Raw genomic sequence first — 26263 nt, forward strand, 5'->3', positions numbered from 1 at the left:
CATGACTTCGGCCGTCGCCGAGCTCAGCCGTACCGAGCTCGAGGCGCGGCTCGAAGAGGCCGAAGCGACCTTGCGGGCGATCCGCGACGGCGAGATCGATGCCGTCGTGGTGTCGGGCGGCGACAGCGAGCAGGTGTTCACGCTCGAGGGCACCAGCCAGTCGTATCGCACCTTCATGGAGACCATGGACGTCGGCGCCGCGGCGTTCGATGCCGATGGACAGATGCTCTACGCCAATGCCGCGCTGTGCACGCTGCTGAGCCAGCCCGCGGATTCGCTCACCGGGCCGGTGCTGATCGATCTACTCGACTCCGTCAATCAGGCGAAGTTTCGCCGTCTGCTGGCGCAGGCTGTGCAGCAGCGCGAGTCTGCCGAGATTCACCTGCGCGCCGAGGCCGGCGCACGCAGTCTGTTGCTGACCGGGGCGCCGCTGGATATCGGCGTGGTGCGGGGCACCGCCATCACCTTCACGGATATCAGCGAACGCGAAGAAGCCGCCGCGGCGCGCGAGTCCGAGCGACTGGCGCGCGCCATCCTGGCTTCCGCCAACGAGGCGGTGATCGTGTGCGATCGTGGCGGCCGGGTCACCCATCTCAACGGCGCCGCGATACGGATCTGCGCTGCGTCGCCGATCGGCCGAACCTTCGGCGAGGCGATCGATCTGACCTTTGCGGAGGCCACCGAGCTGATGAGCGGCGCCGACATCGTCGCCATGGCAATCAGCGGCATGCCGGTGCAGGGGCTCGAAGCCGCCGTGCGCGCACCATCGGCCGCCATCACCGACGTGATGATCAGCGCCGCGCCGCTGGTGGTGTCGGGCGAGCGGATGCAGGGCTGCGTCGTCACGCTGGTCGACCTGTCGCATCGCAAGGCGGCCGAGCGGCGCCAGGCGCTGCTGATGGGTGAGCTCGACCACCGCGTCAAGAATACGCTGGCGATGGTGCTGGCGATCTGCGCCCGCACCGCCGCGCACGAGCGCACCATCGAGGATTTTCAGAAGTCGTTCTCCGGCCGGCTGCAGGCGCTTGCCGCGACCCACACGCTGCTGTCGAATTCGTCCTGGGAGAATTTGCAGATCAAGGACGTGCTCGGCGCCGAGCTGGAGCCGTTTGCGTCCCTGTCGAGCGGCCGGATCATGACCGAAGGTCTCGATATCGCGGTCGACGCCAAGATCGGAGTGTCGCTGGGACTCGTGTTCCACGAGCTGGTCACCAACGCGGTGAAGTACGGTGCGCTGTCGGTGCCGGGCGGAAAGATCTCGGTGCGCCGCCTCGAAGCAAGCGACGACGACACGTTGAGCATCGAATGGCAGGAGCAGGACGGGCCGTTGGTGACGCCGCCGACGTCGTCGGGGTTCGGCCAGACACTGATCTCGCGTAGTCTCGGCAGCGGCGGAGCTAAACTCGACTTCCGCCCCACTGGCCTCGTATGCCGGATTTCCGTGCCGCGCGGCTAAAGCAGTTCTGCTTCTAATACGCACGCCGCCGTCATCCTGAGGTGCCCGCTGGGCCGCGCTCCGGCGCGGCGCTGCGGGCCTCGAAGGATGTTGCCGCAAACGTCTTGGCCGCATCCTTCGGGGCGCGCTACGCGCGCACCTCAGGATGACGCCTCCGCGAATGACGGCGACGCCTATAAGACTCTCACTGTCGTCAGCCGACCGGCGGCATCTTGTCGATCAGCTTGTCGAGCGTCACCGGGTAGTCGCGCACGCGCACGCCGGTGGCGTTGTAGACCGCATTGGCGACCGCGGCGGCGACGCCGCAAATGCCGAGCTCGGCGACTCCCTTGGCCTTCATCGGTGACGACATCGGGTCGGTCTCGTCGAGGAAGATGACGTCCTGATGCGGGATGTCGGCGTGTACCGGCACTTCGTAGCCGGCGAGGTCATGATTGACGAAGAACCCGACCTTCTTGTCGACCACCAGCTCCTCCATCAGCGCCGCGCCGACCCCCATGGTCATCGCGCCGATGACCTGGCTGCGCGCCGTCTTCGGGTTGAGGATGCGCCCGGAGGCGCAGACCGCGAGCATACGGCGGACGCGGATTTCCGCGGTGGCGGAATCGACGCCGACTTCGACGAAGTGAGCCCCGAAGGTCGACTGCTGCGCCCGCTTCTGGATGTCGCCATATTCGATCAGGTCTTCGGCCTCGATCGGGCCGTCGCGCACGGCGTCGGCGAGCGCCACCGTGCGATTGCCGGCGCGGACTTCGTTGCCCTGGAAGTCCGCCTCGGCCGAGTTGAAGCCGAGCTTGCTGGCGATCGCTTCGCGGAGCTTGACGCAGGCCGCGTAGACGCCGGCGGTGGAGTTGTTACCACCCCACTGGCCGCCCGAGCCGGCCGAGGCCGGAAATAGCGAGTCGCCGAGCTGGACGGATACCTTCTGTAGCGGCACGCCCATCATCTCCGCCGCGGTCTGGGCGATGATGGTGTAGCTGCCGGTGCCGATGTCGGTCATGTCGGTCTCGACAACGAGTGTGCCGCTCTGTTCGAGTCGGACCCGCGCTGCCGATTTGGTCAGCATGTTGTTGCGGAAGGCGGCCGCGACGCCCATGCCGATCAGCCAGCGGCCGTCGCGCATCGAGGCCGGCTGCTGAGCGCGCTTGCTCCAGCCGAACTTGTCGGCGCCGATCTTCATGCATTCGATCAGCTGACGCTGAGAGAACGGCAGCGGCTTTGCGTCCGGCTTGTTTTCCGATGTGTCGGGGACAACCTGAGTATCATTGAGGATGCGGAATTCGACCGGATCGAGCGCGAGCTTCTCCGCCATCTCATCGATGGCGATTTCCAGCGCCATCAGCCCCGGCGCTTCACCGGGCGCACGCATCGCGTTGCCTTCGGGGAGATCGAGCACCGCCAGGCGCGTCGCGGTCATCCGATTGGCGCCGGCATAAAGCAGTCGGGTCTGGCTGACTGCTGCCTCCGGCTCGCCGTCCGGCAGGTCGCCGGACCAGCTTTCATGCCCGATCGCGGTGATCTTGCCGTCCTTGGTGGCGCCGAGCCGGAGGCGCTGCACAGTGGCGGGCCGATGCGTCGTGTTGTTGAAGATCAGCGCACGCTGCAGCGTCACCTTCACGGGCCGTCCGGCGGCGCGCGCGCCGAGCGCTGCGAGCACCGCGTCGGTGCGCAGGAACAGCTTGCTGCCGAAACCGCCGCCGATATAGGGCGACACCAGACGGACGTTTTCCTTGTCCATATTCAGCGTCTTGGCGAGATCGCCGACGCCCCAGGCGATCATCTGGTTGGACGTCCACACCGTCAGCTTGTCGCCCTCCCACGCGGCCGTCGACGCATGCGGCTCCATCATCGCGTGCGATTCGTCGGGCGTGGTGTAGGTCTGATCGATCGTCACCGGCGCCGACGCGAACGCCGCCGCAAAATCACCCACGGAGGTGTCGCCTGGATCCGACATCACCTTGGCGGGCTTCGCGCCGTCCATGCCGGCATGAAGATCGAACGCGCCTTTGTCGGCCGCGTAGTCGACCCGGATCAGGCTGGCGGCGGCGCGCGCCTGTTCGAACGTGTCCGCCACCACCAGCGCGACCGCCTGATGATAATGCTCGATCTGCGGGCCGCCGAGCAGCTTGGCGGTGTTGCGGCCACCCTTGCCGAGTTTGCCGGCGTTGTCGGCCGTCACGATCGCGCGGACACCCGGCGCCGCCTTGGCTGCCGCCAGGTCCATCGCGGTGATCCGTCCTTTGGGGATCGCCGCACCAAGGATGTAACCGTACGCGGCGTTCGCCGCGACGTCGTGGCGTTCATAGGCGTAGCGGGCGGTGCCGGTGGTCTTGAGCGGTCCATCGATGCGATCGACGGGCTGGCCGACCACGGTGAGGCGGTCGATCGGGTTGGTCGTTGCGGGGGCGTCGAATTTCATGGGATCAGCCTTTCGCTTCGGCCAGCACGGCGCCCAGCGTTCGCTCGACAAGGGGAAGCTTGAAAGCGTTGTGTTCGGTCGTCCGCGCACCGTCGAACAGCCGCCGCGTCACGGCCTGCGCGCCGCGCGGCATCTCGCGCTCGGTGTCCTCGATACGCCACGGCTTATGCGCGACACCGCCGACGGCGACGCGGCCGCTGCCGTCACGCTGCACGATCGCCGCGACCGAAATCAGCGCGAAGGCGAACGACGCCCGGTCACGCACTTTGCGATACACATGGGTGCCGCCCGCCGGCTTCGGCAGCATCACCGCGGTGATCAGTTCGCCCGCACGCAGCGTCGTGTCGTCCTGCGGCCGGTCCTCGGGCAGGCGATGAAACTCGGCCATCGGAATGGTGCGTGTCGCACCGTCGCTGCTGACGGTCTCCACAGTCGCATCGAGCACCCGCATGGCCACCGCCATGTCGCTCGGATGCGTGGCGATGCAGGCATCGCTGACACCGATGATTGCGAGCTGACGGCTGTAGCCCTGCAACGCACCGCAACCGCTGCCGGGGCTGCGTTTGTTGCACGGCTGGTTGGTGTCGTAGAAGTAGGGGCAGCGGGTTCGCTGCAGAAGATTGCCGGCGGTGGTCGCCTGGTTGCGCAGCTGGCCGTTGGCGCCGGCAAGCAGCGCGCGCGACAGCACCGCGTAGTCGCGGCGCACGCGCATATCGGCGGCGAGATCGGTGTTGCGCACCAGCGCGCCGATCCGCAGGCCGCCGTCTTTCGTCTCTTCGATCTTATCGAGGCCGATATTGTTGACGTCGATGAGGTGCTGCGGCGCCTCGATCTGCAGCTTCATCAGGTCCAGCAGATTGGTGCCGCCGGCGACGAACTTTGCATTCGGTGACCGTGCGGCGGCCGCGGCGGCTTCGGCCGGGGACTTGGCACGCTCGTAAGTAAACGGCTTCATGCCGGCCTCCCTGCGACTTCGGTGATCGCTTCGGCGATGTTGGAATAGGCGCCGCAGCGGCAGATGTTGCCGCTCATGCGTTCGCGCAGTTCGTCATTGGTGAGCTCGGGCTTGGCCATCAGATCGGCCGTGACGTGGCTTGGAATGCCGGCCTTGACTTCGTCGAGCACGGCGACCGCCGAGCAGATCTGCCCCGGCGTGCAATAGCCGCACTGATAGCCGTCGTGTTTGACGAAGGCGGCCTGCATCGGATGCAGTTTGTCCGGCGTGCCGAGGCCTTCGATCGTGGTGATCTCGTCGCCCTCGTGCATCACCGCCAGCGACAGGCACGAGGCGATGCGGCGGCCGTCCACGATCACCGTGCAGGCACCGCATTGGCCCTGATCGCAGCCCTTCTTGGATCCGGTGAGATGCAGATGCTCGCGCAGCGCATCGAGCAAGGTCGTGCGGGTATCGATGTCGAGATCACGCGCCGCACCGTTGACGGTGAACGAGACCTTCGCGGTCGACGGCGCAGCTTCAGCCGCAGGCGACGCTGCGCCGGCTGAAGTTGGTTGTGCCGAGGCGGCGCCGGAATTCGCGCCGAGCGCGATCGTCGCCGCAGATCCCAGCAGCAGGTTCCGCCGGGAAAGTTCTAGGTCGTTGAGTTCCACCATGGGCCGGTCCGTTCGTCGGAGACAACGTTCCGGTGCAGAACGCCGCCGAGCGCGTAAGTTTCCGGCCGCAGGCGGTCAATCGATGCGCAATGCTGGCGTTGTGCAGTTACTTCACGAATACCGACGGCACGCTCTTCACATCGTCGTGCACATGACGCGTATCTCAACCGGCGAGTTGCTTCAGCGGCAGCCGGGCGCTTTCCTTGAGCCGGTCGAGCACGATCGACGAGCGCACATGTGCGACACTTTGGTGCGGCATGAGTACGTTATTAACTAGGTCTGACAGGCCCTTGAGGTCGCGCAGCACGGCCTTGAGGACGTAGTCCGAGTCCCCGGTGAGCGAATAGGCTTCCTGGACCTCATCGATCCGGCCGACCAGCGACCGGAATTTCTTGGAATTGTCGGGCGAGTGCGTCGCCAGCGTGATCTGGATGAAGGCGACGACCCCGAACCCCAGCGCGTCGGCTGCCAGCTCGGCCCGATAGCCGGTGATGATGTTGTCCTGTTCCAGCCGCATCCGCCGCCGCGAGCATTGCGACGGCGACAGCTGCACCCGGTCGGCCAGTTCCTGATTGGTCAGCCGGCCGTCGTCCTGCAGCGCGCTGAGGATCTTCAGGTCGAAAGCATCGATCGAAATCATGCGCCAAAACCGTCAATTATGCGTGGATCGTGCATAGATTAGCGCAATCGGCGCATGTATGCACGCTCCTTGCGCCCGGGCCGGATAATAATACCGGCTCCAAATCGAACACGGAGGAGCCACCGATGGGACCATTTCCGCACGATGCGCAGCCGGCCACGATCAGCGCCGACAATCCGATGGGCACCGATGGCTTCGAGTTCGTCGAATTCGCGCATCCCGATCCGGCGCAGCTCCACGCGCTGTTCCGGCTGATGGGCTTCAGCCTGGTGGCGAAGCATCGCAGCAAGGCGATCTCGGTGTATCGCCAGGGCGACGTCAACTATCTGGTCAACGAGCAGCCCGGCAGCCACGGCACCGACTTTGTTGCCGCGCACGGGCCGTGCGCGCCGTCGATGGCGTTCCGCGTCGTCGATGCCAGGCAGGCCTATGAGCGTGCGATCGCGCTCGGCGCCGAGCCGGCCGGTGTCACGCCCGCGCAGGCGACGCTCGACGTCCCGGTCATCAAGGGCATCGGCGGCAGCCTGCTGTATTTCGTCGACCGCTATGGCGCCAAGGGCTCGGCCTACGACGCCGAGTTCGAGTGGACCGGTGCGCGCGACGCCCGGCCCGCAGGCGCTGGCCTCTACTACCTCGATCATCTCACCCACAACGTGCATCGCGGCCGCATGGACGTGTGGACCGGGTTCTACGCCAAGCTGTTCAATTTCCGGCAGATCCGCTTCTTCGACATCGAAGGCCGCGCCTCCGGCCTGTTCTCACGCGCCCTGACCAGCCCGGACGGCAAGATCCGGATTCCGATCAATGAAGACGCTGGCGATGCCGGGCAGATCGAGGAGTATCTGACGCTGTATCGCGGTGAGGGCATTCAGCACATCGCCTGCGGCTGCCGCGACATCTACGGCACCGTCGAGAGCCTGCGCGCGAGCGGCCTGCCGTTCATGCCGTCACCGCCGCAGACGTATTTCGAAAAGATCGACGCGCGGCTGCCGAAGCACGGCGAGGACATTGCGCGGCTGCAGCAGAATGGCATCCTGATCGACGGCGAAGGCGTTGTGGACGGCGGCCAGACCAAGGTGCTGCTGCAGATCTTCTCGGCCAACGCGATCGGCCCGATCTTCTTCGAATTCATCCAGCGCAAGGGCGACGACGGCTTCGGCGAAGGCAACTTCAAGGCGCTGTTCGAGTCGATCGAAGAAGACCAGATCCGCCGTGGTGTGCTGAAAGCCGGGGAGGCGGCGTAGCGCGCTCAGCGTGGCCGCAACGGGCCGAGCGTAACGATCTGTTCGGGCGCTCGCTCGTTGACGCGGGCGAACTCCTCGACCACACGCTTGAAAAGCCCTTGGTCGATCGATGCGATCACGCCGTGATGAGGCGTATCGATGTCGGGGAAAAAAGCCTCGTGAATCGGAAGGTACGCCCGCACGCGCGTATCGATGAAGAATGCTCGCGTGTTGTTGTTTTGCCGTGCCCTGTCCACGCCGACCCCAACGACCCGATCGGCAGCCGGTCGCCAAACTTTCGAATCTGAGACGAGGTGTAGACGGCGACTGCGGCGCCATAGGCCGGCGCGGATCGGCCGGCTAGTCGTGCAGCATCATTGGCCGAGAAAACGCCGACGATGACAGCCGCGTGCCGGACGATCGCCGGGGTGTCGGGAGCTTCAGCAAACGGGAAGTAGCTCCACACCATATCGCCGCGACGAAAGGGCGTAGTCATCGCGCCGCTCATCGAAACAGAGCACGTCTCGCGTCGAAATCGACATCGCTCTCGTCGGCGTCGCGCACCAGCTCGTAGTCGGCGAGCGAAAGCGGCGCCATCTTGGAGAAATCCTCGACCGTCTCGACATAGTCGAGATGTCGCTTGACCGCGTCTTCGACTAGCTGCTGCACGCTGACGCTGTCGAGGCGAGCGACGCGCGATGCCTTGTCATACAGCTCTTCGTCGAGATGCACCGTGATGTCGACCATGCTCGTATCTCCGAACAGCCGCGGGAACGGCCGCCCATCATAGACCGTGCCGGTCTCGCTCGGAAGACAACCGAACGTCCGGTTGTCTGCCTTCCTTCGTGCCAGCCCCTACACGTCCACCGTTGCCTGCAGAGAATTCTCCTGGATGAATTCGCGGCGGGGTTCGACGACGTCGCCCATCAGCTTGGTGAAGATGTCGTCGGCTTCGTCGACTTCGCGGACCTTCACCTGCAGCAGCGAGCGGGCGTTGGTGTCGAGCGTGGTTTCCCAGAGCTGGCTCGGGTTCATTTCGCCGAGGCCTTTGTAACGCTGCAGTGCGATGCCCTTGCGGCCGGCGTCGGTGACCGCCTCGAACAGGCTGACCGGGCCGTGGATCGCCGTCTCGGCGTCCTTGCGGCGCAGCACGCCGGGACGCGGATAGACCTCCTGCAGCACGGCGGCGTATTCGTCGAGCTTGCGGGCGTCGGCGGAGCCGAGCAGGGCGTCGTCGATCATCGCGACGTCCTTGACGCCGCGCACGGTGCGTTCGAAGTGGAAGCCTTCACCCTCGGTGAAGCGGCCGATCCAGCCGCGTTCGACTTCGTCGGCCAGCACGTCGAGTCGGCGCGCGATGTAGGCGGCAGCCTCGGTGGCGGTCGCGACATCCTTGCTGATCTCGGGGGTGAGCACGCCTGCGATCGCCGCCTGCTCGACCACGCTGCGGTTGTAGCGGCTGTGCAGATTGTGCAGCGTCGAGCGGATCGCGCGCGCGTCCTCGACCAGCGCCAACAGGTCGCGGCCGCCGCGTTCCGAGCCGTTGGCAAGCTTGAACACGCAGTCGTCGAGGCCGGTCGAGATCAGGTAGTCCTCGAGCGCGCGCTCGTCCTTGAGATACTGCTCCGACTTGCCGCGCGTGACTTTGTAGAGCGGCGGCTGGGCGATGTAGAGGAAGCCGCCGTCGATCAGCGCCGGCATCTGCCGGAAGAAGAACGTCAGCAGCAAAGTCCGGATGTGCGCGCCGTCGACGTCGGCGTCGGTCATCAGGATAATCTTGTGGTAGCGCAGTTTGGCGATGTCGAAATCGTCGCGGCCGATGCCGGTGCCGAGCGCGGTGATCAGCGTGCCGATCTGCTCGGAACTCAGCATCTTGTCGAAGCGCGCGCGCTCGACGTTCAAGATCTTGCCCCGGAGGGGCAGGACGGCCTGGAATTCGCGGTTGCGGCCCTGCTTGGCGCTTCCGCCGGCCGAGTCACCCTCGACGATGAACAGTTCGGATTTCGACGGATCGCGCTCCTGGCAGTCGGCGAGCTTGCCAGGCAGCGAGGCGATGTCGAGCGCGCCCTTGCGCCGCGTCAGTTCGCGCGCCTTTCGCGCCGCTTCGCGGGCGGCGGCGGCTTCGATCACCTTGCCGACGATGGTCTTGGCCTCGGACGGGTGCTCCTCGAACCAGGCGGCGAGCGCCTCGTTGAGCACGTTTTCGACCACCGGGCGCACTTCCGAGGACACCAGCTTGTCCTTGGTCTGCGACGAGAATTTCGGATCCGGCACTTTCACCGACAGCACCGCGGTGAGGCCTTCGCGGCAATCGTCGCCGGTCAGCGCGATCTTTTCCTTCTTGGCGTTGCTATCCGCGTAGCCGTTGACCTGCCGCGTCAGCGCGGCGCGGAAGCCGGCCAGATGCGTGCCGCCGTCGCGCTGCGGGATGTTGTTGGTGAAGCACAGCACGTTCTCGTGGTACGTATCGTTCCACCATAGCGCGGCTTCGACCGTGATGCCGTTGAGATCGGCGCCAACGACGATCGGCTCCGGCACGATCGGCTTCTTGTTGCGGTCGAGATACTTGACGAATTCGGTGACGCCGCCCTCGTAGCGCATCTCCTCGCGCTTTTCGACCGCGTGGCGCAGGTCGGACAGCAGGATGTTGACGCCGGAATTCAGGAAGGCGAGTTCGCGCAGCCGGTGCTCGAGCGTAGCGAAGTCATATTCGATGTGCGTGAACGTTTCCGGTGATGCGAAAAACGTCACCTCGGTGCCGCGCCGCCCGTTGGCGTCGCCGACGACGCTCAGCGGCGCCACCGCGTCGCCATGGGCGAACTCGATGATGTGCTCTTTGCCGTTGCGCCAGACGCGCAGGATCAGCTTGCTCGACAGCGCGTTGACCACCGAGACGCCGACGCCGTGCAGACCGCCGGAGACCTTGTAGGAGTTCTGGTCGAATTTTCCGCCGGCGTGGAGCTGGGTCATGATGACCTCGGCCGCCGAGATGCCTTCGCCCTTGTGGATGTCGACCGGGATGCCGCGGCCGTCGTCGCGCACCGTCACCGAGCCGTCGGCATTGAGGATGACTTCGACCGCGCTGGCGTGGCCGGCGAGCGCCTCGTCGATGGCGTTATCGACGACTTCGTACACCATGTGGTGCAGGCCGCTGCCGTCGTCGGTGTCGCCGATATACATGCCGGGCCGCTTGCGCACGGCGTCGAGCCCCTTCAGCACCCGGATCGATTCCGCGCCGTATTCGGCCGGAACGGGCGACGGGGTTTCGGCGATCGGCTGCCGGGCGGGTTCAGTCATGCAACAACCTTTGAAGGGTGAAATCGAATCGGCTTGCGGGCGCGCGATGAGGCGTCCTTTGTGCCACGAAAGGCCGGGCGCGCCTAGCCCAAAGTAGCCCGTTGCAAGTTATTGAAGAGATAGGATTTTTTCTTCGATTCGCAAGCCGCCAAACGGCCGTTTCGACGGCTGCGCGAACGCGTTGCGGAACCGCTGGTTCCGGCTGCGGCCACGGCCTTGCCGTGCTCATTTCTGCGGCGTGATGCGGCCGGATTCGACGGTGAAAATCTGTGCGCCCGCGCCGATCTCGGCGAACGCCGCGGGGTCCGCGCCGGTCATCCAGACCTGCGCGCCGAGCCGCGCGAGTTCGTCGAACAGCGCCGCGCGGCGGCCCGGGTCTAGATGCGCCACCACCTCGTCGAGCAGCAGCAGCGGGGTGATGCCGGTCATTTCCGAGACCAGCTGCGCATGCGCCAGCACCAGGCCGATCAGCAGCGCCTTCTGCTCGCCGGTCGAGGCGTCGCGGGCCGGCATTGCCTTCGGTGCGTACAAAACGTCGAGATCGGTCAGATGCGGGCCATCGAGGGTGCGGCCGGCGGCAGCGTCGCGCGGCCGGCTGTCGCGCAGCACCTGGCGGTAGCGATCCTCGACCGTGGTGGCGGGTTCGGTGAGCAGCGCGCTCTCCATCCAGCCGTCGAGCATGATCTTTGCCGAGGGAAACGCCGAGGCCGCGCCGCGAGCATCGAGCATCGCCGCGAGCCGCGTCGCGGTCTGGCCGCGCATCGCCGCCACCGCGACGGCGAGTTCCGCGGTCTCGCGCTCGATCGCATCGAGCCAATGCGAGTCGGCGTTGCGATAATCTTCCAGCAGGCGGTTGCGCGACCGCAGGCTGCGGTCGAGCGCCGAGACGCGGCCGGAATGCTGGCTGTCGATCGCCAGCACCAGCCGGTCGAAGAACCGCCGCCGTTCGGAAGCCGCGCCCATGAACAGCCCGTCCATCGCCGGCGTCAGCCACACCATGCGCAGGTGATCGCCGAATGCGGTGGCCGAGCCGACCGGCTCGCGGTCGATCCGGCAGCGCCGCGACATCGGCGCGTCGGCGCGCGGCGGATCGATCCCGGTGCCGAGCGTGGCAAGACCAAGCGCGCCCTCGACCTCGGCCGACACCGCCCAGGAGCCGTCGCCCTCATTGTCGGCGACATCGTCCAGCGTCGCCCGCCGCAGCCCCCGCCCCGGCGACAGAAACGAGATCGCCTCCAGGCAATTGGTTTTGCCGGCCCCGTTCGCCCCGACCAGCACCACGCGCTCGGCATCCGTCGTCATCGCCGCCGCGCGATAACTCCGGAAGTGCGTCAGCGACAGGCGGGTGATGCGGGAGGCGGTCATACCATGGTCTGCGCTGAGGGAGTTGCGAGCCGCTGCAGCTTGCACGGCCGTCACCCTCCGCGAAAGCGGAGGGCCCAGTATTCCAGAGCGTTCCTTGGTGGCCGCGAAGCTCTGGAATACTGGGTCGCCCGGTCAAGCCGGGCGATGACGACGATGGTGTTGAGACGAGTTACCCTACACCCGCATCGGCATCAGCACGTAGAGCGCCGTCTTGGCGTCGCGGTCCTGGATCAGGGTCGGGGAACCGGGGTCGGCGAGACGCAGCACGGCGACTTCGCCTTCGATCTGGGCGGCGATGTCGAGCAGATAGCGGGAGTTGAAGCCGATATCGAGCGGGTCGGACGCGTACTCGACCTCGAGCTCTTCGGTGGCGCTGCCGGAATCCGGATTGGTCACCGACAGCACCAGCTTGCCGGCCGACAGCGCCAGCTTCACGGCGCGGCCGCGTTCGGACGAGATCGTCGAGACGCGGTCGACCGCAGCTTCGAAGTCCTTCTTGTCGACGATCAGTTCCTTGTCGTTGTTCTGCGGAATCACCCGGCCGTAATCGGGGAAGGTGCCGTCGATCAGCTTGGAGGTCAGCACGACGTTGCCGATCGTGAAGCGGATCTTGCCGGCCGAGAGTTCGAGGCCGATCTCGGCTTCGGTGTCCTCGATCAGGCGCTGCACTTCGCCGACCGTCTTGCGCGGAACGATCACGCCCGGCATGCCGGCCGCGCCGGCGGGCTGCGCGAGGTCGACCTGCGCCAGACGATGGCCATCGGTCGCGACCGCGCGCAGCTTGGCGTCCTTGGTCGAGCCGGTGGTGTGCAGATAGATGCCGTTGAGGTAGTAGCGGGTCTCTTCGGTCGATATCGCAAATTGCGTACGATCGATCAGCCGCTTCACGTCGGCTGCCGGTACGGCGAAGGAGTGGCTCATCTCGCCGGGGGCGAGATCGGGGAAGTCGCTTTCCGGCAGCGTCTGCAGCGTGAAGCGCGAACGTCCGGCGCGGATTGCCAGCACCGAGCGATCACCGTCGGTCTCCAGCACAATCTGCGAACCGTCCGGCAGCTTGCGGACGATGTCGTAGAACATGTGGGCCGGCACGGTGGTCGACCCCGCGGTCGCGGTTTCCGCCGGCAGCGTTTCGGTGACTTCCAAGTCGAGATCGGTCGCCTTGAGCGCGAGCTGGTTGCTTTCGGCGCGCACCAGCACGTTGCCGAGAATCGGAATGGTGTTGCGGCGCTCGACCACGCGGTGAACGTGGCCCAGCGACTTCAACAATTGCGCGCGTTCGACCGTGACCTTCATGACACAACCCGCCTGATCCGTACCCGCATCGTCGCGATGGAGTCCCCGGAGGTATGGAGGAGCCGGGCGGCCGGAAACGGCGCCACGGCACGAGAACCCTGCGGGATGTCGCCCGACCCCGCAGGGGGAGCGCAAGGTGGCGTGTTAAGCTGGCGGACGCAAGGGTGCGCCGGCGGCACGCGCCGGAATTTCCCCGATTTTCCCGCCGAACGGCCCGCCTTTAGGGGCGGGCCGCGCCGCTGCACGGGAGCAGCTTATTCCTGGAGCTGGCGCTTCAGCGATTCCACCTCGTCGGACAGCGTGGTGTCCTTGGACACCAGTCCTTCGATCTTGCGCACGGCATGCAACACGGTGGTGTGGTCGCGCCCGCCGAAGCGGCGGCCGATTTCCGGCAGCGAGCGCAGCGTCAGCGTCTTGGCCAGATACATCGCGACCTGGCGCGGGCGAACCACATTGGCGGTGCGGCGCGACGACAGCAGATCGGAGCGGCTGACATTGTACTGCCGCGCGACGATGCGCTGGATGTCCTCGATCTTGATCCGCTTCGGCTCGCAGGGGCGGATCAGGTCGCGCACCTCGTGCTCGGCCATCTCCAGCGTCACCGGCTGGGCGTTGAGCTTCGAATGGGCAAGCAGCCGGTTGATCGCGCCTTCGAGGTCGCGGCCGTTATGCGTGATGCTGCGCGCCAGATACTCGAGCACCGGCTGCGGGACGTCGAAGCTGGCATGATGTGCGCGCGCCGCGACGACGCGCGATTTCAGAATGCCGAGGCGGAGATCTTCGCCGAGCGTCGCCATCTCGACCACGAGGCCGCCGGCGAGTCGGGAGCGCACGCGTTCGTCGAGGCTTTCGAGATCCGACGGCGGCCGATCGGCTGCGACCACCACCTGGCGGCCGGCGTCGATCAGCGCATTCAGCGTGTGGCAGAACTCGGCCTGGGTGGTCTTGCCCTGCAGGAACTGCAGGTCGTCGATCACCAGCACGTCGATGCCGCGCAGCGCTTCCTTGAAGGCGAGTGAGGTCTGCGTCTTCAGCGCGGCGACGAAGCCGTACATGAATTTCTCGGCGGTCAGATACAGCACCTTGCGCTCGGTGCCGGCATTGCCGGACCAGGTCACGGCCTGCAGCAGATGCGTCTTGCCGAGGCCGACGCCGGAATGGATGTACAGCGGATTGAACATCACCGGATCGCCGCGGCGGCCTTCGGCCACCTGCTTGGCGGCGGCATGCGCCAGCGTGTTGGAGCGGCCGACCACGAAGCTCGCAAAGGTCAGGCGCGGATCGAGCGGCGAGCCGCCCAGCGCGTCGTGATTGGAGGCGGCCGGCACGGTCGCGCCGGTGCTGCGCAATTCGGCTGCGGGACGATGCTCCTCGCGGCGATGGTCGGCCGGCGCTGCGGCGTCCTTGGCTGCGGGCGTAGCGGCGCGCATCGGCGAGCGCACCGTCACTTCGATGCGGTTCACTTCGGGAATCTCGGCCTGCCAGCAGGTCAGCACCTTGTCGGAGTAGTGCGTCTGGATCCAGCTCTTCAGAAAACGCGTCGGCACCGACAGGTGCACGCTCTCTTGCTGAATGGCTTCGAGGTCCATGCGGGCGAACCAGCTCGAATACACGTCTTCGCCAACGCTCGTGCGCAGGCGGCCTTTGACGCGAGACCAGCGATCATGTTCCATATTCGACATTTCAGCAGCTTTTCAGATTGAGTGATGTCAACGCGGCGAGCGGGAGCATGACAGCTCACGCCGCGCCACGGCGTCGCGAAGCAAATGGGGACACGGGTTCGCCGTTCGGCAACGTGCCGACGTCAGGCCGGGTCCGATGAACGTGATTGCTTCAGGTCAGCGCAGACTCGACGGAGACCCCGGAGTTCGAGCGCGATAGCGACTGGTGAGAGTCGGTGTAGTCGTTTGACAATGACATGCCGATAGCACGGCGTACAGAAATGAACCGGTGAATCCGTTGCTCATGAAACCTCCCCCTTCCTGACGCGCTTACGCGCGGCAGGATGTCGTCGAGTCAAATCTGCATCCAAGCCGCTGCGTGTTTTCCCTTCGGCCGGGTTGTCGATGTCGCCCACCATCGTTCACGCGACACGTTCGCAAGCGAACGTCTCGCACGCTGTCAGGCACAGCTTCGCCGGTCTCATATCGCTATGAGTGACAACCCGGCTGTCATTTGAAAAACGCCGCAAACACGCATACCGCCGCCGATCTGCATGCCCGCCCTTGGTTCTCAAATCGCGCTGATCTGAAGAGCCGCGGGCGTCGCGAGCGATCTAAGAAATACACGACCTCCCGGAGGCCGCAACGGAATTGATTCGTCAGTAGTGGCGCGGAAGGCGGCAGCGGCGCGATGCCGATCCAACGCGACTAACAGCCTGCGCGGCAAGATTTTGAATCTGTGCACAGATTCGACGCCCGGAAGACGCGTGACAATTCGATCGCACGGCAAAAAGTTTTTCATGAATCCTTTACCTTTGACGCTCGGGCTATGGCGTTTTCAAAGTGCTCCTCTTCGCTTTGCCTTTAAGTCTCTCGCTGATCGTGCATTTTTGTGTGCGCCGGAGCAGGGTAGCCCACACCGATATTGCACTGCGTAAAGTTCCGAGGCGCGCGACGACGTCTTGCTGTGCGATTTTGTTCAGTTCGAGTTGCCGCTGTGCTGCAACGCTTTCTGTCATCGCTGTGACAGCCCTCGGGTTGTGTGACACGCGCTCTTAGCGTGCGGCCAGACAGCGCGGTGGGTTCAACGCGTGCGGCGACCATGACGTTGCGATTGGGGCGATGACGTACACGCGCTCACTGAGAGGCGCGCATCGAAATGATTAGTGCGCGTTCGTCACGACGCGCGTCAGGTCGTCTGCTGCAGCGGAGGCCTGAGCGACAAGTCGGATGTTCTCTCGCAGGGCGCGGCCGCAGTGTGCGCGATGCTGGCGCTGGCGATGCCGCGCACAAAAAAACCCGGCAGAGCCGGGCGCACTACATCCGGCTTCGCCGGTCATACAACAGCCGGCCACACCGGCCACAAAAAATGCCCGGCCAAGCCGGGCATTCGAGTCACGATTGGAACGTGAGAATTACTTGCCGAGCTGCGCGATGCGGCTGGCCAGACGCGACACCTTCCGGCTCGCGGTGTTGCGATGGATGATGTTGCGCTGCGCGGCGCGCATCAGCGCCGGCTCTGCATTGGCCATCGCCTTCAGCGCGGCATCGCGGTCGCCGCTGGCGATCGCTTCTTCGACGGTCCGGACCGTACCGCGCATCTGGGTGCGGCGCGACTTGTTGACCGCGGTGCGCCGGGCAATCTTGCGGGTCGCTTTCTTCGCGGAAGACGTATTGGCCATGTTCTCTCAAATCCTGCAGCGGCCTCCGATGCGGAGGGCCGGGCTGATGGTGAAGCCGCCGCTGATCGGAGCCTCGCCGTGTGTTCCGGATGTCCTGAAGATTGCCCCCAAAGCCCGTCGACAAAAACGTCGCGCTGCTTCAAAGACGATCGGCGGCCGGGAAGACCCCCACCGCCATTGCGGGCCTTATAAAGCCACCGCTTTCCAGCGTCAACGGTCACGGCTGCCGGTTTTGCCGGGTTTACGCCGAGTGGCCTGCGGAAGGGCGCCCCGAATCGCCGCCCCACCTTGTATAAGATGCTGGCGAGGTTGTGTTTTGTGCGATCGCCCGGTAGATGCGGAGCGGGGGCGGTGAATTCCATCGGGGTGGACGATGATCCGCGGGTTCTTTCGATTGATCGGACTTTTGCTGCTGACCGGAGGGTTCATCTTCCTGGTCTATGACGGCGCGCGCTCGGTGGCCGACAGCACGTTGCAGCTGACCCGCCTCGGCGAGTTCTGGAACGACGTCCACCAGTCCAGCCAGAACGCGTTCCGGTTGTGGGTCGAGCAGTCGGCGCCGGCGGCCTGGGACGGCGTTCGGCTGCTGCTGGCGCAGCCGACCTTCGCGGTGCTGGGCATCCTCGGCCTGCTGCTGATGCTGCTGTTCCGGCCGCGCAAGCCGTTGATCGGTTACGCGCGCGACTGACGTGGCGAAACCTGACGTTCGGCGCCTCGATACCTATATTGCAGTCTAGTTGAGAACCTGTCGTGGCCGGGAGAGCCGGGCCGGTGCTCATCGTGCAATAGGCGTTCGGCGCGATCAGCGCGCAGCGCCGGGAGGTGTCCATGTTCTTCATGCGCAAGTCGACCACGATGCCCAGCGCCAGCGAAGCGCTGCCGGGCCGCGCCACGCCGATCCCCACGGCGCGCAGCCATTTCGTCAACGGCCATCAGATCCAGCCGCCGTATCCCGAAGGGCTGCAGCAGGCCGTGTTCGGGCTCGGCTGCTTTTGGGGCGCCGAGCGGAAATTCTGGGAGCTCGGTGAGGGCGTCTACACCACGGCGGTCGGCTATGCCGGCGGCTACACGCCGAACCCGACCTATGAGGAGGTTTGCTCCGGTCGGACCGGCCACACCGAAGCGGTGCTGGTGGTGTTCGATCCGACCAAGATTTCCTACGAGACGCTGCTGAAGACGTTCTGGGAGAGTCACGACCCGACCCAGGGCATGCGCCAGGGCAACGACGTCGGCTCGCAATATCGCTCGGCGATCTACACGTTCGGCGACGATCAGGCGCAAGCCGCGAAGGCATCGCGCGAGGCGTATCAGCAGGCGCTCGGCGCCAAGCGGTTCGGTCCCATCACCACCGAACTCGCGCCGGCCGGCGAGTTCTACTTCGCCGAGGATTATCATCAGCAGTACCTCGCCAAGAACCCCGGCGGCTATTGCGGCCTCGGCGGCACCGGCGTGTCCTGCCCGGTCGGCATCGGCGTGCCCGCCTGATCACCGGCGCCCCCTCTCCCGCAAGCGGGAGAGGGGGCCTGCTGCGGCGGGGGTGCGGGAGAGCGGCGTAAGCGCATTGAGAGCTTGGCATCGGCAAACCGATAGCAACTGCCAAGAGTTTGTTAACCCTAACGGGGCATAAACGGAGTCATCTCATGGAGAGGGAATGGCTCCAGTGCGTGTGGACCGTGCGTTTCGATTGTCGATCATTGCCGTGACGGCCGCGCTGGTGCTGGGCGGGTGTATGCGGCGGCAGGGGCCGGTCGCGGTTCAGCCCGGCAATACGCTCGACAGTCTGGCTTACAGCGGCCAGATCGGCCCCGGACCGGTCGCGTATGCGCCCGGCGGTCCTGGACCCCGGCCGGAATATCGGCTCGACGCCGGCGACCGGCTGCGCGTCGTCGTCTACGGCCAGGAAGGGCTCACCAACACGTATGCGATCGATGCGTCCGGGGCGATCACCATGCCGCTGATCGGCAGCGTGCCGGCGCGCGGCCGCACCCCCGCCGGCCTCGCCGCCGCGATCACGGCGCGGCTGCGCAACGGCTTCATCCGCGAGCCGTCGGTGGCGGTCGAGATCGAATCCTATCGGCCCTTCTTCATCCTCGGTGAGGTGCTGGCGCCGGGCCAATATCCTTACGTGCCGAACATGACGGTGGAGAGTGCGATCGCGATCGCCGGCGGCTTCACGCCCCGCGCAAAGCGCGACGGCGCAATCCTGACTCATCCGGAAAACGGCGCGCTGGTCCGCGCCCAGGTGCCGCTCGCCACGCCGCTCAGTCCGGGCGACACCGTCCTCGTCGGCGAACGCTGGTTCTAGCGCGGGCGGTTAGTAACAGCGCCGCCCCATCACCTGTCGTCTCGCCCGGCTCAGCCTATCGCTCCGTCATCGCGAGGAGCGCAGCGACGAAGCATCCAGCGTGGCTCGGCGCTGGATTGCTTCGCTGCGCTCGCAATGACGGCGCTTGTCGCGCCAAGTCGCTTACTTCAAATACGTGCCGAAGAAATCCAGGCTGCGCTGCCAGGCGCGGTCGGAGCTTTGCTTGTCGAAGCTGGCGCGTTCGTCGCAGCTGAAGCCGTGCTGGGCTTCGAGGTAGACGTGGATGTCGACCTCCGGCCGCTTGCTGCGGATGGCCTCGACGTCGGCGAGCGGAATGCCCGAATCCTTTTCGCCGAAATGCAGCTGGGTCGGCGCCTTCGGGGCTTCGTCGGCGAAGCGCACGATGGCGCCGCCGTAATAGCCGATCGCGGCACTCACTCCCTCGAGTCGCGCCGCCGCCAGGTAGGCGACGCTGCCGCCGAGACAATAGCCGATGATGCCGACCGGGCCCTCGGCCTTGACGGCATCGATCGCCGCCTTGACGTCGCGCAGCATCGCGTCCCAGTCCGGGTTCTCCACGAACTTGCGGGCCACGGCGACGTCCTCCGGCGAATAGCCGCTCTGGAAATTGCGCTCGATGCGATCGAAGATCGCCGGCGCGATCGCCCGATAGCCTTGCGCGGCGAAGCGGTCGCAGACCGCGCGGATGTGGTGATTGACGCCGAAGATTTCCTGGATCACCACCACCGAAGCGGCAGCAGCCCCGGCGGGATCGGCGCGATAGCCACCGAGTTGAAATCCGTCGTCAGCCGTCAGCGTGATGTCGTGTCCCACGAGCAACCCCTGTGTTGGTGGTGATAGAAGTGATGGTGTGGAGCGAATGCGGCTACTGCCACATCCAATTGCGACCCCAGTCGCCTTTCCAGCCGGTCAGGCGGCCGTGGCGAAATTGCAGAAACAGCCGGTCGCGGCGATCGAAAAACCCACTGCCGCCGGCGTTCCGGATCGCCAGGAACATCTCGTCGCCCGGACGGCCGCTGATGTAGTTGAGCGGCGTGCCGAGGGCGTGCGCCGCGGTGACCGCATCCATGCCGAAAGCCAATGGCGTGGTGTTGGACAGCGTTGCGGTGAATGACGGCGGTTCGATCCGCTGCGCCTCTGCGCCGGGTGCTGCCATCAGCGCCAGCCCGCATACCGTGAGGACGCTCGCAAGCCTTGCAAAGGCGACGAGTGTCCGAGGTCGGGATATTTCGACATCGCGACCGTTCTGTACGCTATGTGACATCGATATCCCCCGGTTCGCCTCAGCATAAACCTTTCGCAGTGCAATGCCGAGAGCAGGCTCGGAGTTTTCTGACAATGCTTGGCAAATCCGGAGCAAAAATACATGCGGTGTTAAGAATGCCCATTAAGCAGTGGGAATCAATTTCCCGTTAGGGGTGAGACAGACGTGCGTACCCTTCGGATTGGTGATTCATGAATGCTGCCGCCCGACAAGCTGAGCCCGAAACCGAGCCGCGACGCAGGCTCTTGCTGGCGTCCGATCGCCGCGACCTCAGTGCAGATCTGGCGCGGATCCTGAGCGGCGTCGCCGAGGTGCAGATCATTGCCACCGTGCAGCTTCCGGATGCGCCAGCGCACGATCTGTCCGGTATCGTCGTCGATATCAATCTACGGTCGGCCGAAAGCGTGCAGGCGGTGCGACGCAAGCTACTCCGCGGCGGCTATCAATCGTTTCCGCGGCTGTTCGTGCTCGCCGACGAACTGCACCACGGCTCGATGCAGGCCTGGGCACTCGGCGCGACTGATACAATCGCGCGCCCGTTCGACGCCCGCGACCTGCTGGCGCGGATCCGCGCGGCATTCCCCGACGCGTCCGAAACCTCTGCCGACGCGCGCGCCGCGGCGGTGACGAAAGGCGTCGCCGCTGCGCACGGCGTGTTGGTCAAGATGTTCGAGCGGCTGCCGGCCGGCCGGCCGCTGACCTATGACGACGTCCAGCAAGCCGAAACGCCGATCCTCAGGGCGATCAAACGCGGCTCGCTACGCGAATGGCTCATTGCCGTCGGCCGCCATCACAATGAGAGCTACCGGCTGGCGCTGTTCGCCACCGGCTATGCGGTGGCGTTCGCGCAGCATCTCGGCATGCGCGAGGAAGATCAGCGTCGGTTGACGCGCGCGGCGCTGCTGTTCGACGTCGGCAAGGCATTCGTCGATGTCGCACTGCTCGACCATGTCGATGGTCTGGCGGGCGAGCGGCTTCGCAAATATCGCGAGCACCCGCGGCTCGGCTACGACGCGCTCGCCGCCGAGGGGACGTTTCCGCGCGAGACGCTCGAGGTCGTGCTTCACCATCACGAGCTGCTCGACGGCTCCGGCTATCCGGACGCGCTGCACGGCGACCAGATCAGCGACATCGTCCGCATCACCACCATCGTCGACATCTTCACGTCGCTGGTTGCGCAGCGCAAGAACCACCTGTCGCTGCTGCCGCTGCCCGCCTTCTCGGCGATGGAAGCGCTGGGCGACAAGATCGACCAGCGCCTGCTGCAAGCCTTCCGTCCGGTCGCACTGGGCGGGTAGTTCACGCCCCGGAATGACGGGGGATCACTTGTAGGGTGGGCAAAGGCGCGTAGCGCCGTGCCCACGCGTGATTCAAACCGTCAACTTGATGCGAGGCCGGTGGGCACGCTGCGCTTTTCCCACCCTACGGGCGCGGCGTCGCGCTTACTCCGCCAGCAGCTTGCGCAGCTCCGCCTTCGCCACTTTCTCCAGCGTCGAGCGCGGCATGTCGTCGACCAGGCGGATTTCGCGCGGGCGCTTGAAGTCGGCCAGCGCGGCCGCGCAGGCGGCGGCGATGCGGTCGGCAAAATCCGGCGGCGCCCCGGCGACGCCGGCTTGCGGGATCACGAACACCACCGGCACTTCGTCGAGCATCGGGTGCTTCTTGGCCACCACCGCGGCTTCGCGCACGCCCGGCACGGTGATCACCACCTGTTCGATCTCGGACGCCGCGACGTTCTCGCCGCCGACCTTGAGCATGTCCTTGGCGCGGTCGCCGAACTTGATGGCGCCGTGCTCCAGCAGCGTGACGCGGTCGCCGGTGATGAAGTAACCGTGCTCATCGAAGCTGTCGCGGGTCGCCTGCTCGTTGTGCAGATACTCCTTGAACAGCGACAGGCCGGGCACGCCCTTGATCAGCAGGTTGCCGGTATCGCCGACCTGGGTCGGCGCGCCGTCGTCACCGACGATGCGCAGGCTGTATTCCGGCGCGGCGCGTCCGATCGTCATCGGGGTGTTCGGCTGATCGGCCTCGGCGATGATGCCGTGGGTGATGGTCTCGGTCATGCCCCACCAGCCGATGATCTTGATGCCGAAGTTCCTGAACACGGGCGGATCGGCCACCGCCGTGCCCCACAGCCGGAAGCTGTGATCCTTCGGCGTCTCCTGGTCCATCAGCGCCTTCAGGCAGAACGCGATGTTGGAATTCCAGGTGCAGCGATGCTCCAGTGAGACCTTCCAGAACCGGCTCGACGAGAACCGCGGCTGCACCACGCAGGTCCCCCCGACCCACAGGCTCGCCAGCATCGAATAGGCCAGCGCATTGGTGTGGAACAGCGGCAGGTAGGCCAGATGCACGTCGTCGGCGCGCAGCGTCTGGTGCGCGGCGTTGATCTTGGCGCCCCACAGCGCGTTGGCGTGGGTCCACAGCACCGCCTTCGGCCGCGACGTCGTACCGGAGGTGTACTGCACGCTGCACGGCGCGAACGGATCGGTGGCGCGGCGCGGCCGGTTCGCGCTGTCGCCGAACAGGTTCTCGAATGAGTCCGCCTTGGCGACCGGCTGGGCCGGCAGCGGCGAGCCCGGATCGTGCGAGATCACAGCGATCCAGCGCAGCCCCTTGCAGTTCGCCGACACGAGATCGGCATAGGCCGGCTGGGTGATGGCGGCGACGGCGCCGCAGTGACCCGCGAAGTATTCGATCTCGGCGGCGGCCGAGCGGGTGTTGGTGGTCACCGCCAGCGCGCCGAGCTCGACGCAGGCGAACCAGCTCAGCAGAAACTCCGCGCAATTATCCAGATGGATCAGCACCGCGTCGCCCGGCTTGACGCCGCGTGCCACGAGGCCGGCGGCGAGCGCGCCGACCCGCTCGTGGAATTCGCCGTAGCTCCACACCCGCGCCGGGGCGTCGAACGGCGCCCAGATGATGAAGGGATGGTCGCGCCGCGTCTGCGCGTGCAGCCGCAGCAGCCACGGTACGTCCAGTCCGGCGAACGGACCGACCACGCCGGGCGCTTCGATCGGATGCGGCATTGCTTCTCTCCCTTGCTGCGGCGCTTTCCGCACGGCGGCAATTGGCCGCGGCGCGATCGCGCGTCTGTTGTTTGGTAGCGGCCCCCTTGTGCCACCCGCCGCCACGTCGCGCAATTCAGCTCCGTGTCCCGGACGCGAGGCGGCACGCAGTGCCGCCTCGCAGATCCGTGACCCCGGTTTCTTTGCGGCACTAAGGCAAACCGTGACCCCCGCTCTGAAGCGCACCACGCCGCCAGAGCGGCGCGCTGCGCAGCGTCCGGGGCACGAACGATTAGTTTCGCGCCGCGACCGCAGATCGCGGCGGCGCGAGCGGCTGGCGCGCCCTGCGACAACGCTTCGTGACCCAAAACCCGGAACGTTCGCTGCATCGCACCGTTGGCTCGCCAATGTCGACACGGTCGACGGATCAACGACGAAGGAGATTGCACGATGAAATCTTTGGCTCTGGCTGCTGTGGCGCTCGGTGCATTCGGCGCAACCCAACTCGTTACCGCAAAGCCCGCCGCCGCGGCGGTCGAATATCCGTATTGCCAGCAGGGTGCGCTGCAGGGCTATCCGGGCGACTGCAGCTACCCCACCTTTGCGTCCTGCACCTATTCGGCGCGTGGCACCGGCGGCAATTGCGTCGCCAACCCGCGCTACTTTGCACGCGGCGGCGGCTATGACAGCCCGTACGACGCCTACGGTTACGCCCCCGCCAGCGGTTATGGCGATTACTGATCCGAACGGTCTATCCGTCGCTCAGCCACCGCGCTCTTTGCGGCTGTAGTTGGAAAGATGGCCCTCGCGCGCAGCCCGCGCGCGGGCGGCCTGGATCGTGCCCTTGCTCTTGCCGGGCGGCGCCGGGCGCGACACCAGCCGCTCCATCTTGTTGCGGCTATGACAATGCGGGCAGCGCGGCTTGTCGGCAAAGCCGACCAGCAGTTCGCTATCCGTGTCGCATTTCCCACAATGAAAACCGTAAAGCGGCATCGCCGCGTCTCCTGAAGCCGTTCAGGGCGGGCTTTGCAGGATCCGGACCAGTGGATTGCACTAGCGCTGCGTGCCGCCGATCACCGCCAGCAGCGCCGCGCCGTAAATCTCCAGCTTCTTGTCGCCGATGCCGGGGATGCCGCGCAGTTCGTCGAGCGTGCGCGGCCGCACCGCCGCGATGCCGTCCATGGTGGCGTCGTGCAGCACCACATAGGCCGGCACGCCGCGGCTCTTCGCCACCTCTGAGCGCCACGCCTTCAGGGCCGCGAACAGCTCCGGATCGCCGGAGGTCTCGCGCGGCGGTGCGCCGACCAGATCGCCGCGGCGCGATTTGGCGCGGGGCGGCCGGCCGCCGGTCTGTTCGCGCAGCATCACCTGGGCGTCGCCCTTCAGCACCGCGCGCGAACTCTCGGTGAACTTCAGCGCGCCGAACGCCTCGCTGTCCGGCGCCAGATGGCCGAGCGACACCAGCTGCCGGATCACCGCGCGCCATTGCTTTTCGTTGAATTCGCTGCCGATGCCGAACACCGACAGCTTGTCGTGGCCGAATTGGCCGACGCGCTCGGTCAGCCGGCCGAGCAGCACGTCGATCAGATGCTGCGCGCCGAACCGTTGCCCGGTGCGATAGGCGCAGGACAACAGCTTCTGCGCTGCCACGGTGCCGTCGATGACCTTGGGCGGCGTCAGGCAGTTGTCGCAATTGCCGCAATTCTCATGCGCCGAGGCTTCGCCGAAATAGCCGAGCAGCCGCGTGCGGCGGCAGCTGGTGGATTCGCACAGCCCCACCAGCGCGTCGAGCTTGCCCATCGAGACGCGCTTGAACGCGTCCGAGCCGGTACTCTCGTCGATCATCCGGCGCTGCTGCACGATGTCGCTGAGGCCGTAAGCCATCCACGCTTCCGACGGCTTGCCGTCGCGGCCGGCGCGGCCAGTCTCCTGGTAGTAGGCCTCGATGCTCTTGGGCAGATCGAGATGCGCGACGAAGCGCACGTCCGGCTTGTCGATGCCCATGCCGAACGCGATGGTGGCGACGATCACCACGCCGTCTTCGCTCAGGAAGCGGTCCTGGTTGCGGGCGCGAATCTCGGCAGGCAGGCCGGCGTGATACGGCAGCGCATGGATGCCGGCCTTGCACAGCGTATCGGCCACGTCCTCGACCTTGGCGCGCGACAGGCAATACACCACGCCGGAATGGCCGACATGCTTGTCGGCGATGAACGCCTTGAGCTGCGCCGGCGCGTTCTGCTTGTCGACGATGCTGTAGCGGATGTTGGGCCGGTCGAAACTCGACACGAAGCAAGGCGCATCCGTCAGCGACAGCCGCTCGGCGATTTCGCGGCGGGTCAGCGCGTCGGCCGTGGCGGTCAGCGCGATCCGCGGCACGGTCGGGAATTTCTCGGCGATCGCCGACAGGCCGACATATTCGGGCCGGAAGTCGTGCCCCCATTGCGACACGCAATGCGCCTCGTCGATCGCAAACAGCGCGATCTTGGCACGCGCCAGCAGCGACAGGCAGCGCGGCGTCAGCAGCCGCTCTGGCGCGACGTACAGCAGATCGAGTTCGCCTCTGAGCAATTGCTGCTCGAGCGCATTGGCCTCGTCATAGGACAGCGTCGAATTCAGCGCGGCGGCGCGCACGCCCGATTCCAGCAGCCCGGCGACCTGGTCGCGCATCAGCGCGATCAGCGGCGACACCACGACCCCGCAGCCCTCGCGCAGCAGCGCCGGCAACTGATAGCAAAGCGACTTGCCGCCCCCGGTCGGCATCAGCACCAGCGCATCGCCGCCATCGGCCACATGCCGCACGATCGCCTCCTGCTGGCCGCGAAACCCCGGCAGGCCGAACACATGATTCAGCGTCGACAGCATGCGTGCGTCGAGGTCGTCGTCGGTTTCGCGGGGTGCGGAACGGGTCATGCGAACGGGCAGGGGATTGGGGCCATGCGGTTGCTATAGCCCATTCCGGCCGATTCTGCCCATGAGGCAGTGCGCTTCCCCACACGCAGCGCGCTCCCTCTCCCGCTT

General features: G+C 66.0%; 23 protein-coding genes. 7 read left to right on the forward strand and 16 right to left on the reverse strand.

What is annotated here, in order from left to right:
• The first annotated feature begins 1 nt into the window (after nt 1).
• The gene (locus LPW26_RS08870; protein WP_238734347.1) at nt 2-1456 is read left to right on the forward strand and encodes a PAS domain-containing sensor histidine kinase; all 1455 of its coding nucleotides are present in this window, start codon (nt 2-4) and stop codon (nt 1454-1456) included.
• 193 nt (nt 1457-1649) lie between these two features.
• Here the strand turns inward: LPW26_RS08870 and paoC are convergent, their stop codons facing one another.
• The 4 genes from paoC to LPW26_RS08890 all read right to left on the reverse strand — a co-directional run bounded on the left by paoC (nt 1650) and on the right by LPW26_RS08890 (nt 6126).
• A complete protein-coding gene (paoC, locus tag LPW26_RS08875) occupies nt 1650-3875 on the reverse strand; it encodes an aldehyde oxidoreductase molybdenum-binding subunit PaoC (RefSeq protein WP_238734348.1) in 2226 nt (741 codons plus the stop codon).
• Between the two features lie 4 nt (nt 3876-3879).
• The gene (locus tag LPW26_RS08880) at nt 3880-4830 is read right to left on the reverse strand and encodes an FAD binding domain-containing protein (RefSeq protein ID WP_238734349.1); all 951 of its coding nucleotides are present in this window, start codon (nt 4828-4830) and stop codon (nt 3880-3882) included.
• A complete protein-coding gene (gene paoA / locus LPW26_RS08885) occupies nt 4827-5486 on the reverse strand; it encodes an aldehyde dehydrogenase iron-sulfur subunit PaoA (RefSeq protein ID WP_238734352.1) in 660 nt (219 codons plus the stop codon). The genes LPW26_RS08880 and paoA overlap by 4 nt, the downstream gene beginning before the upstream one ends.
• Before the next feature lie 163 nt (nt 5487-5649).
• Nucleotides 5650-6126 (reverse strand): Lrp/AsnC family transcriptional regulator, encoded by a 477-nt coding sequence (locus tag LPW26_RS08890; RefSeq protein ID WP_238734354.1) that lies wholly within the window; start codon nt 6124-6126, stop codon nt 5650-5652.
• A 125-nt stretch (nt 6127-6251) separates the two neighbouring features.
• Between LPW26_RS08890 and hppD the strand changes: the two genes are divergently transcribed.
• A complete protein-coding gene (hppD, locus tag LPW26_RS08895) occupies nt 6252-7370 on the forward strand; it encodes a 4-hydroxyphenylpyruvate dioxygenase (protein WP_238734355.1) in 1119 nt (372 codons plus the stop codon).
• A 5-nt stretch (nt 7371-7375) separates the two neighbouring features.
• On the opposite strand, the gene LPW26_RS08900 is transcribed toward hppD, so the two are convergent.
• The 7 genes from LPW26_RS08900 to rpsT all read right to left on the reverse strand — a co-directional run bounded on the left by LPW26_RS08900 (nt 7376) and on the right by rpsT (nt 16647).
• Nucleotides 7376-7606, reverse strand: a complete 231-nt coding sequence (locus tag LPW26_RS08900) for a hypothetical protein (RefSeq protein ID WP_238734356.1) — start codon at nt 7604-7606, stop codon at nt 7376-7378.
• Between the two features lie 247 nt (nt 7607-7853).
• Nucleotides 7854-8096, reverse strand: a complete 243-nt coding sequence (locus LPW26_RS08905) for a hypothetical protein (protein ID WP_238734357.1) — start codon at nt 8094-8096, stop codon at nt 7854-7856.
• A gap of 108 nt (nt 8097-8204) precedes the next feature.
• Entirely contained in the window at nt 8205-10646 is a 2442-nt protein-coding gene (gyrB, locus tag LPW26_RS08910) for a DNA topoisomerase (ATP-hydrolyzing) subunit B (RefSeq protein WP_238734358.1), read from the reverse strand.
• A 225-nt stretch (nt 10647-10871) separates the two neighbouring features.
• Nucleotides 10872-12011 carry a DNA replication/repair protein RecF gene (recF, locus tag LPW26_RS08915; RefSeq protein ID WP_238734359.1) on the reverse strand — a complete coding sequence of 380 codons (1140 nt, stop codon included), beginning with the start codon at nt 12009-12011 and terminating at the stop codon, nt 10872-10874.
• A 174-nt stretch (nt 12012-12185) separates the two neighbouring features.
• Entirely contained in the window at nt 12186-13304 is a 1119-nt protein-coding gene (gene dnaN / locus LPW26_RS08920; RefSeq protein ID WP_238734360.1) for a DNA polymerase III subunit beta, read from the reverse strand.
• A 254-nt stretch (nt 13305-13558) separates the two neighbouring features.
• Nucleotides 13559-14986: a chromosomal replication initiator protein DnaA gene (dnaA, locus tag LPW26_RS08925; RefSeq protein WP_238734361.1), complete on the reverse strand. Its 1428-nt coding sequence runs from the start codon at nt 14984-14986 to the stop codon at nt 13559-13561.
• 1394 nt (nt 14987-16380) lie between these two features.
• Nucleotides 16381-16647, reverse strand: coding sequence for a 30S ribosomal protein S20 (gene rpsT, locus LPW26_RS08930; protein WP_238734362.1), 267 nt, complete (start codon nt 16645-16647; stop codon nt 16381-16383).
• Between the two features lie 373 nt (nt 16648-17020).
• On the opposite strand from rpsT, the gene LPW26_RS08935 reads away from it, so the two are divergent.
• The 3 genes from LPW26_RS08935 to LPW26_RS08945 all read left to right on the forward strand — a co-directional run bounded on the left by LPW26_RS08935 (nt 17021) and on the right by LPW26_RS08945 (nt 18952).
• The gene (locus tag LPW26_RS08935; protein ID WP_238734364.1) at nt 17021-17335 is read left to right on the forward strand and encodes a hypothetical protein; all 315 of its coding nucleotides are present in this window, start codon (nt 17021-17023) and stop codon (nt 17333-17335) included.
• A gap of 140 nt (nt 17336-17475) precedes the next feature.
• Nucleotides 17476-18132, forward strand: a complete 657-nt coding sequence (gene msrA, locus LPW26_RS08940) for a peptide-methionine (S)-S-oxide reductase MsrA (RefSeq protein ID WP_238734367.1) — start codon at nt 17476-17478, stop codon at nt 18130-18132.
• 166 nt (nt 18133-18298) lie between these two features.
• A complete protein-coding gene (locus LPW26_RS08945) occupies nt 18299-18952 on the forward strand; it encodes a polysaccharide biosynthesis/export family protein (RefSeq protein WP_249785104.1) in 654 nt (217 codons plus the stop codon).
• A gap of 162 nt (nt 18953-19114) precedes the next feature.
• Here the strand turns inward: LPW26_RS08945 and LPW26_RS08950 are convergent, their stop codons facing one another.
• Nucleotides 19115-19786, reverse strand: coding sequence for a dienelactone hydrolase family protein (locus LPW26_RS08950; protein ID WP_238734370.1), 672 nt, complete (start codon nt 19784-19786; stop codon nt 19115-19117).
• 52 nt (nt 19787-19838) lie between these two features.
• On the reverse strand, nt 19839-20129 hold the full coding sequence (locus LPW26_RS08955; protein ID WP_238734371.1) for a hypothetical protein: 291 nt from the start codon (nt 20127-20129) through the stop codon (nt 19839-19841).
• 299 nt (nt 20130-20428) lie between these two features.
• Between LPW26_RS08955 and LPW26_RS08960 the strand changes: the two genes are divergently transcribed.
• Nucleotides 20429-21535 (forward strand): HD-GYP domain-containing protein, encoded by a 1107-nt coding sequence (locus LPW26_RS08960; protein WP_238734372.1) that lies wholly within the window; start codon nt 20429-20431, stop codon nt 21533-21535.
• Nucleotides 21536-21679: 144 nt separating this feature from the next.
• Here LPW26_RS08960 and LPW26_RS08965 read toward each other — a convergent pair whose 3' ends face one another.
• A complete protein-coding gene (locus tag LPW26_RS08965; RefSeq protein ID WP_238734373.1) occupies nt 21680-23266 on the reverse strand; it encodes an AMP-binding protein in 1587 nt (528 codons plus the stop codon).
• 429 nt (nt 23267-23695) lie between these two features.
• On the opposite strand from LPW26_RS08965, the gene LPW26_RS08970 reads away from it, so the two are divergent.
• The gene (locus LPW26_RS08970; RefSeq protein WP_238734374.1) at nt 23696-23986 is read left to right on the forward strand and encodes a DUF3551 domain-containing protein; all 291 of its coding nucleotides are present in this window, start codon (nt 23696-23698) and stop codon (nt 23984-23986) included.
• Nucleotides 23987-24007: 21 nt separating this feature from the next.
• On the opposite strand, the gene LPW26_RS08975 is transcribed toward LPW26_RS08970, so the two are convergent.
• Nucleotides 24008-24238 (reverse strand): FmdB family zinc ribbon protein, encoded by a 231-nt coding sequence (locus tag LPW26_RS08975; RefSeq protein WP_238734375.1) that lies wholly within the window; start codon nt 24236-24238, stop codon nt 24008-24010.
• 60 nt (nt 24239-24298) lie between these two features.
• Complete coding sequence (recQ, locus tag LPW26_RS08980; RefSeq protein WP_238734376.1) at nt 24299-26155, reverse strand: DNA helicase RecQ; 1857 nt, start codon at nt 26153-26155, stop codon at nt 24299-24301.
• Between the last annotated feature and the right edge of the window lie 108 nt (nt 26156-26263).

Source organism: Rhodopseudomonas infernalis (assembly GCF_022271405.1).
GTDB lineage: Bacteria > Pseudomonadota > Alphaproteobacteria > Rhizobiales > Xanthobacteraceae > Rhodopseudomonas > Rhodopseudomonas infernalis.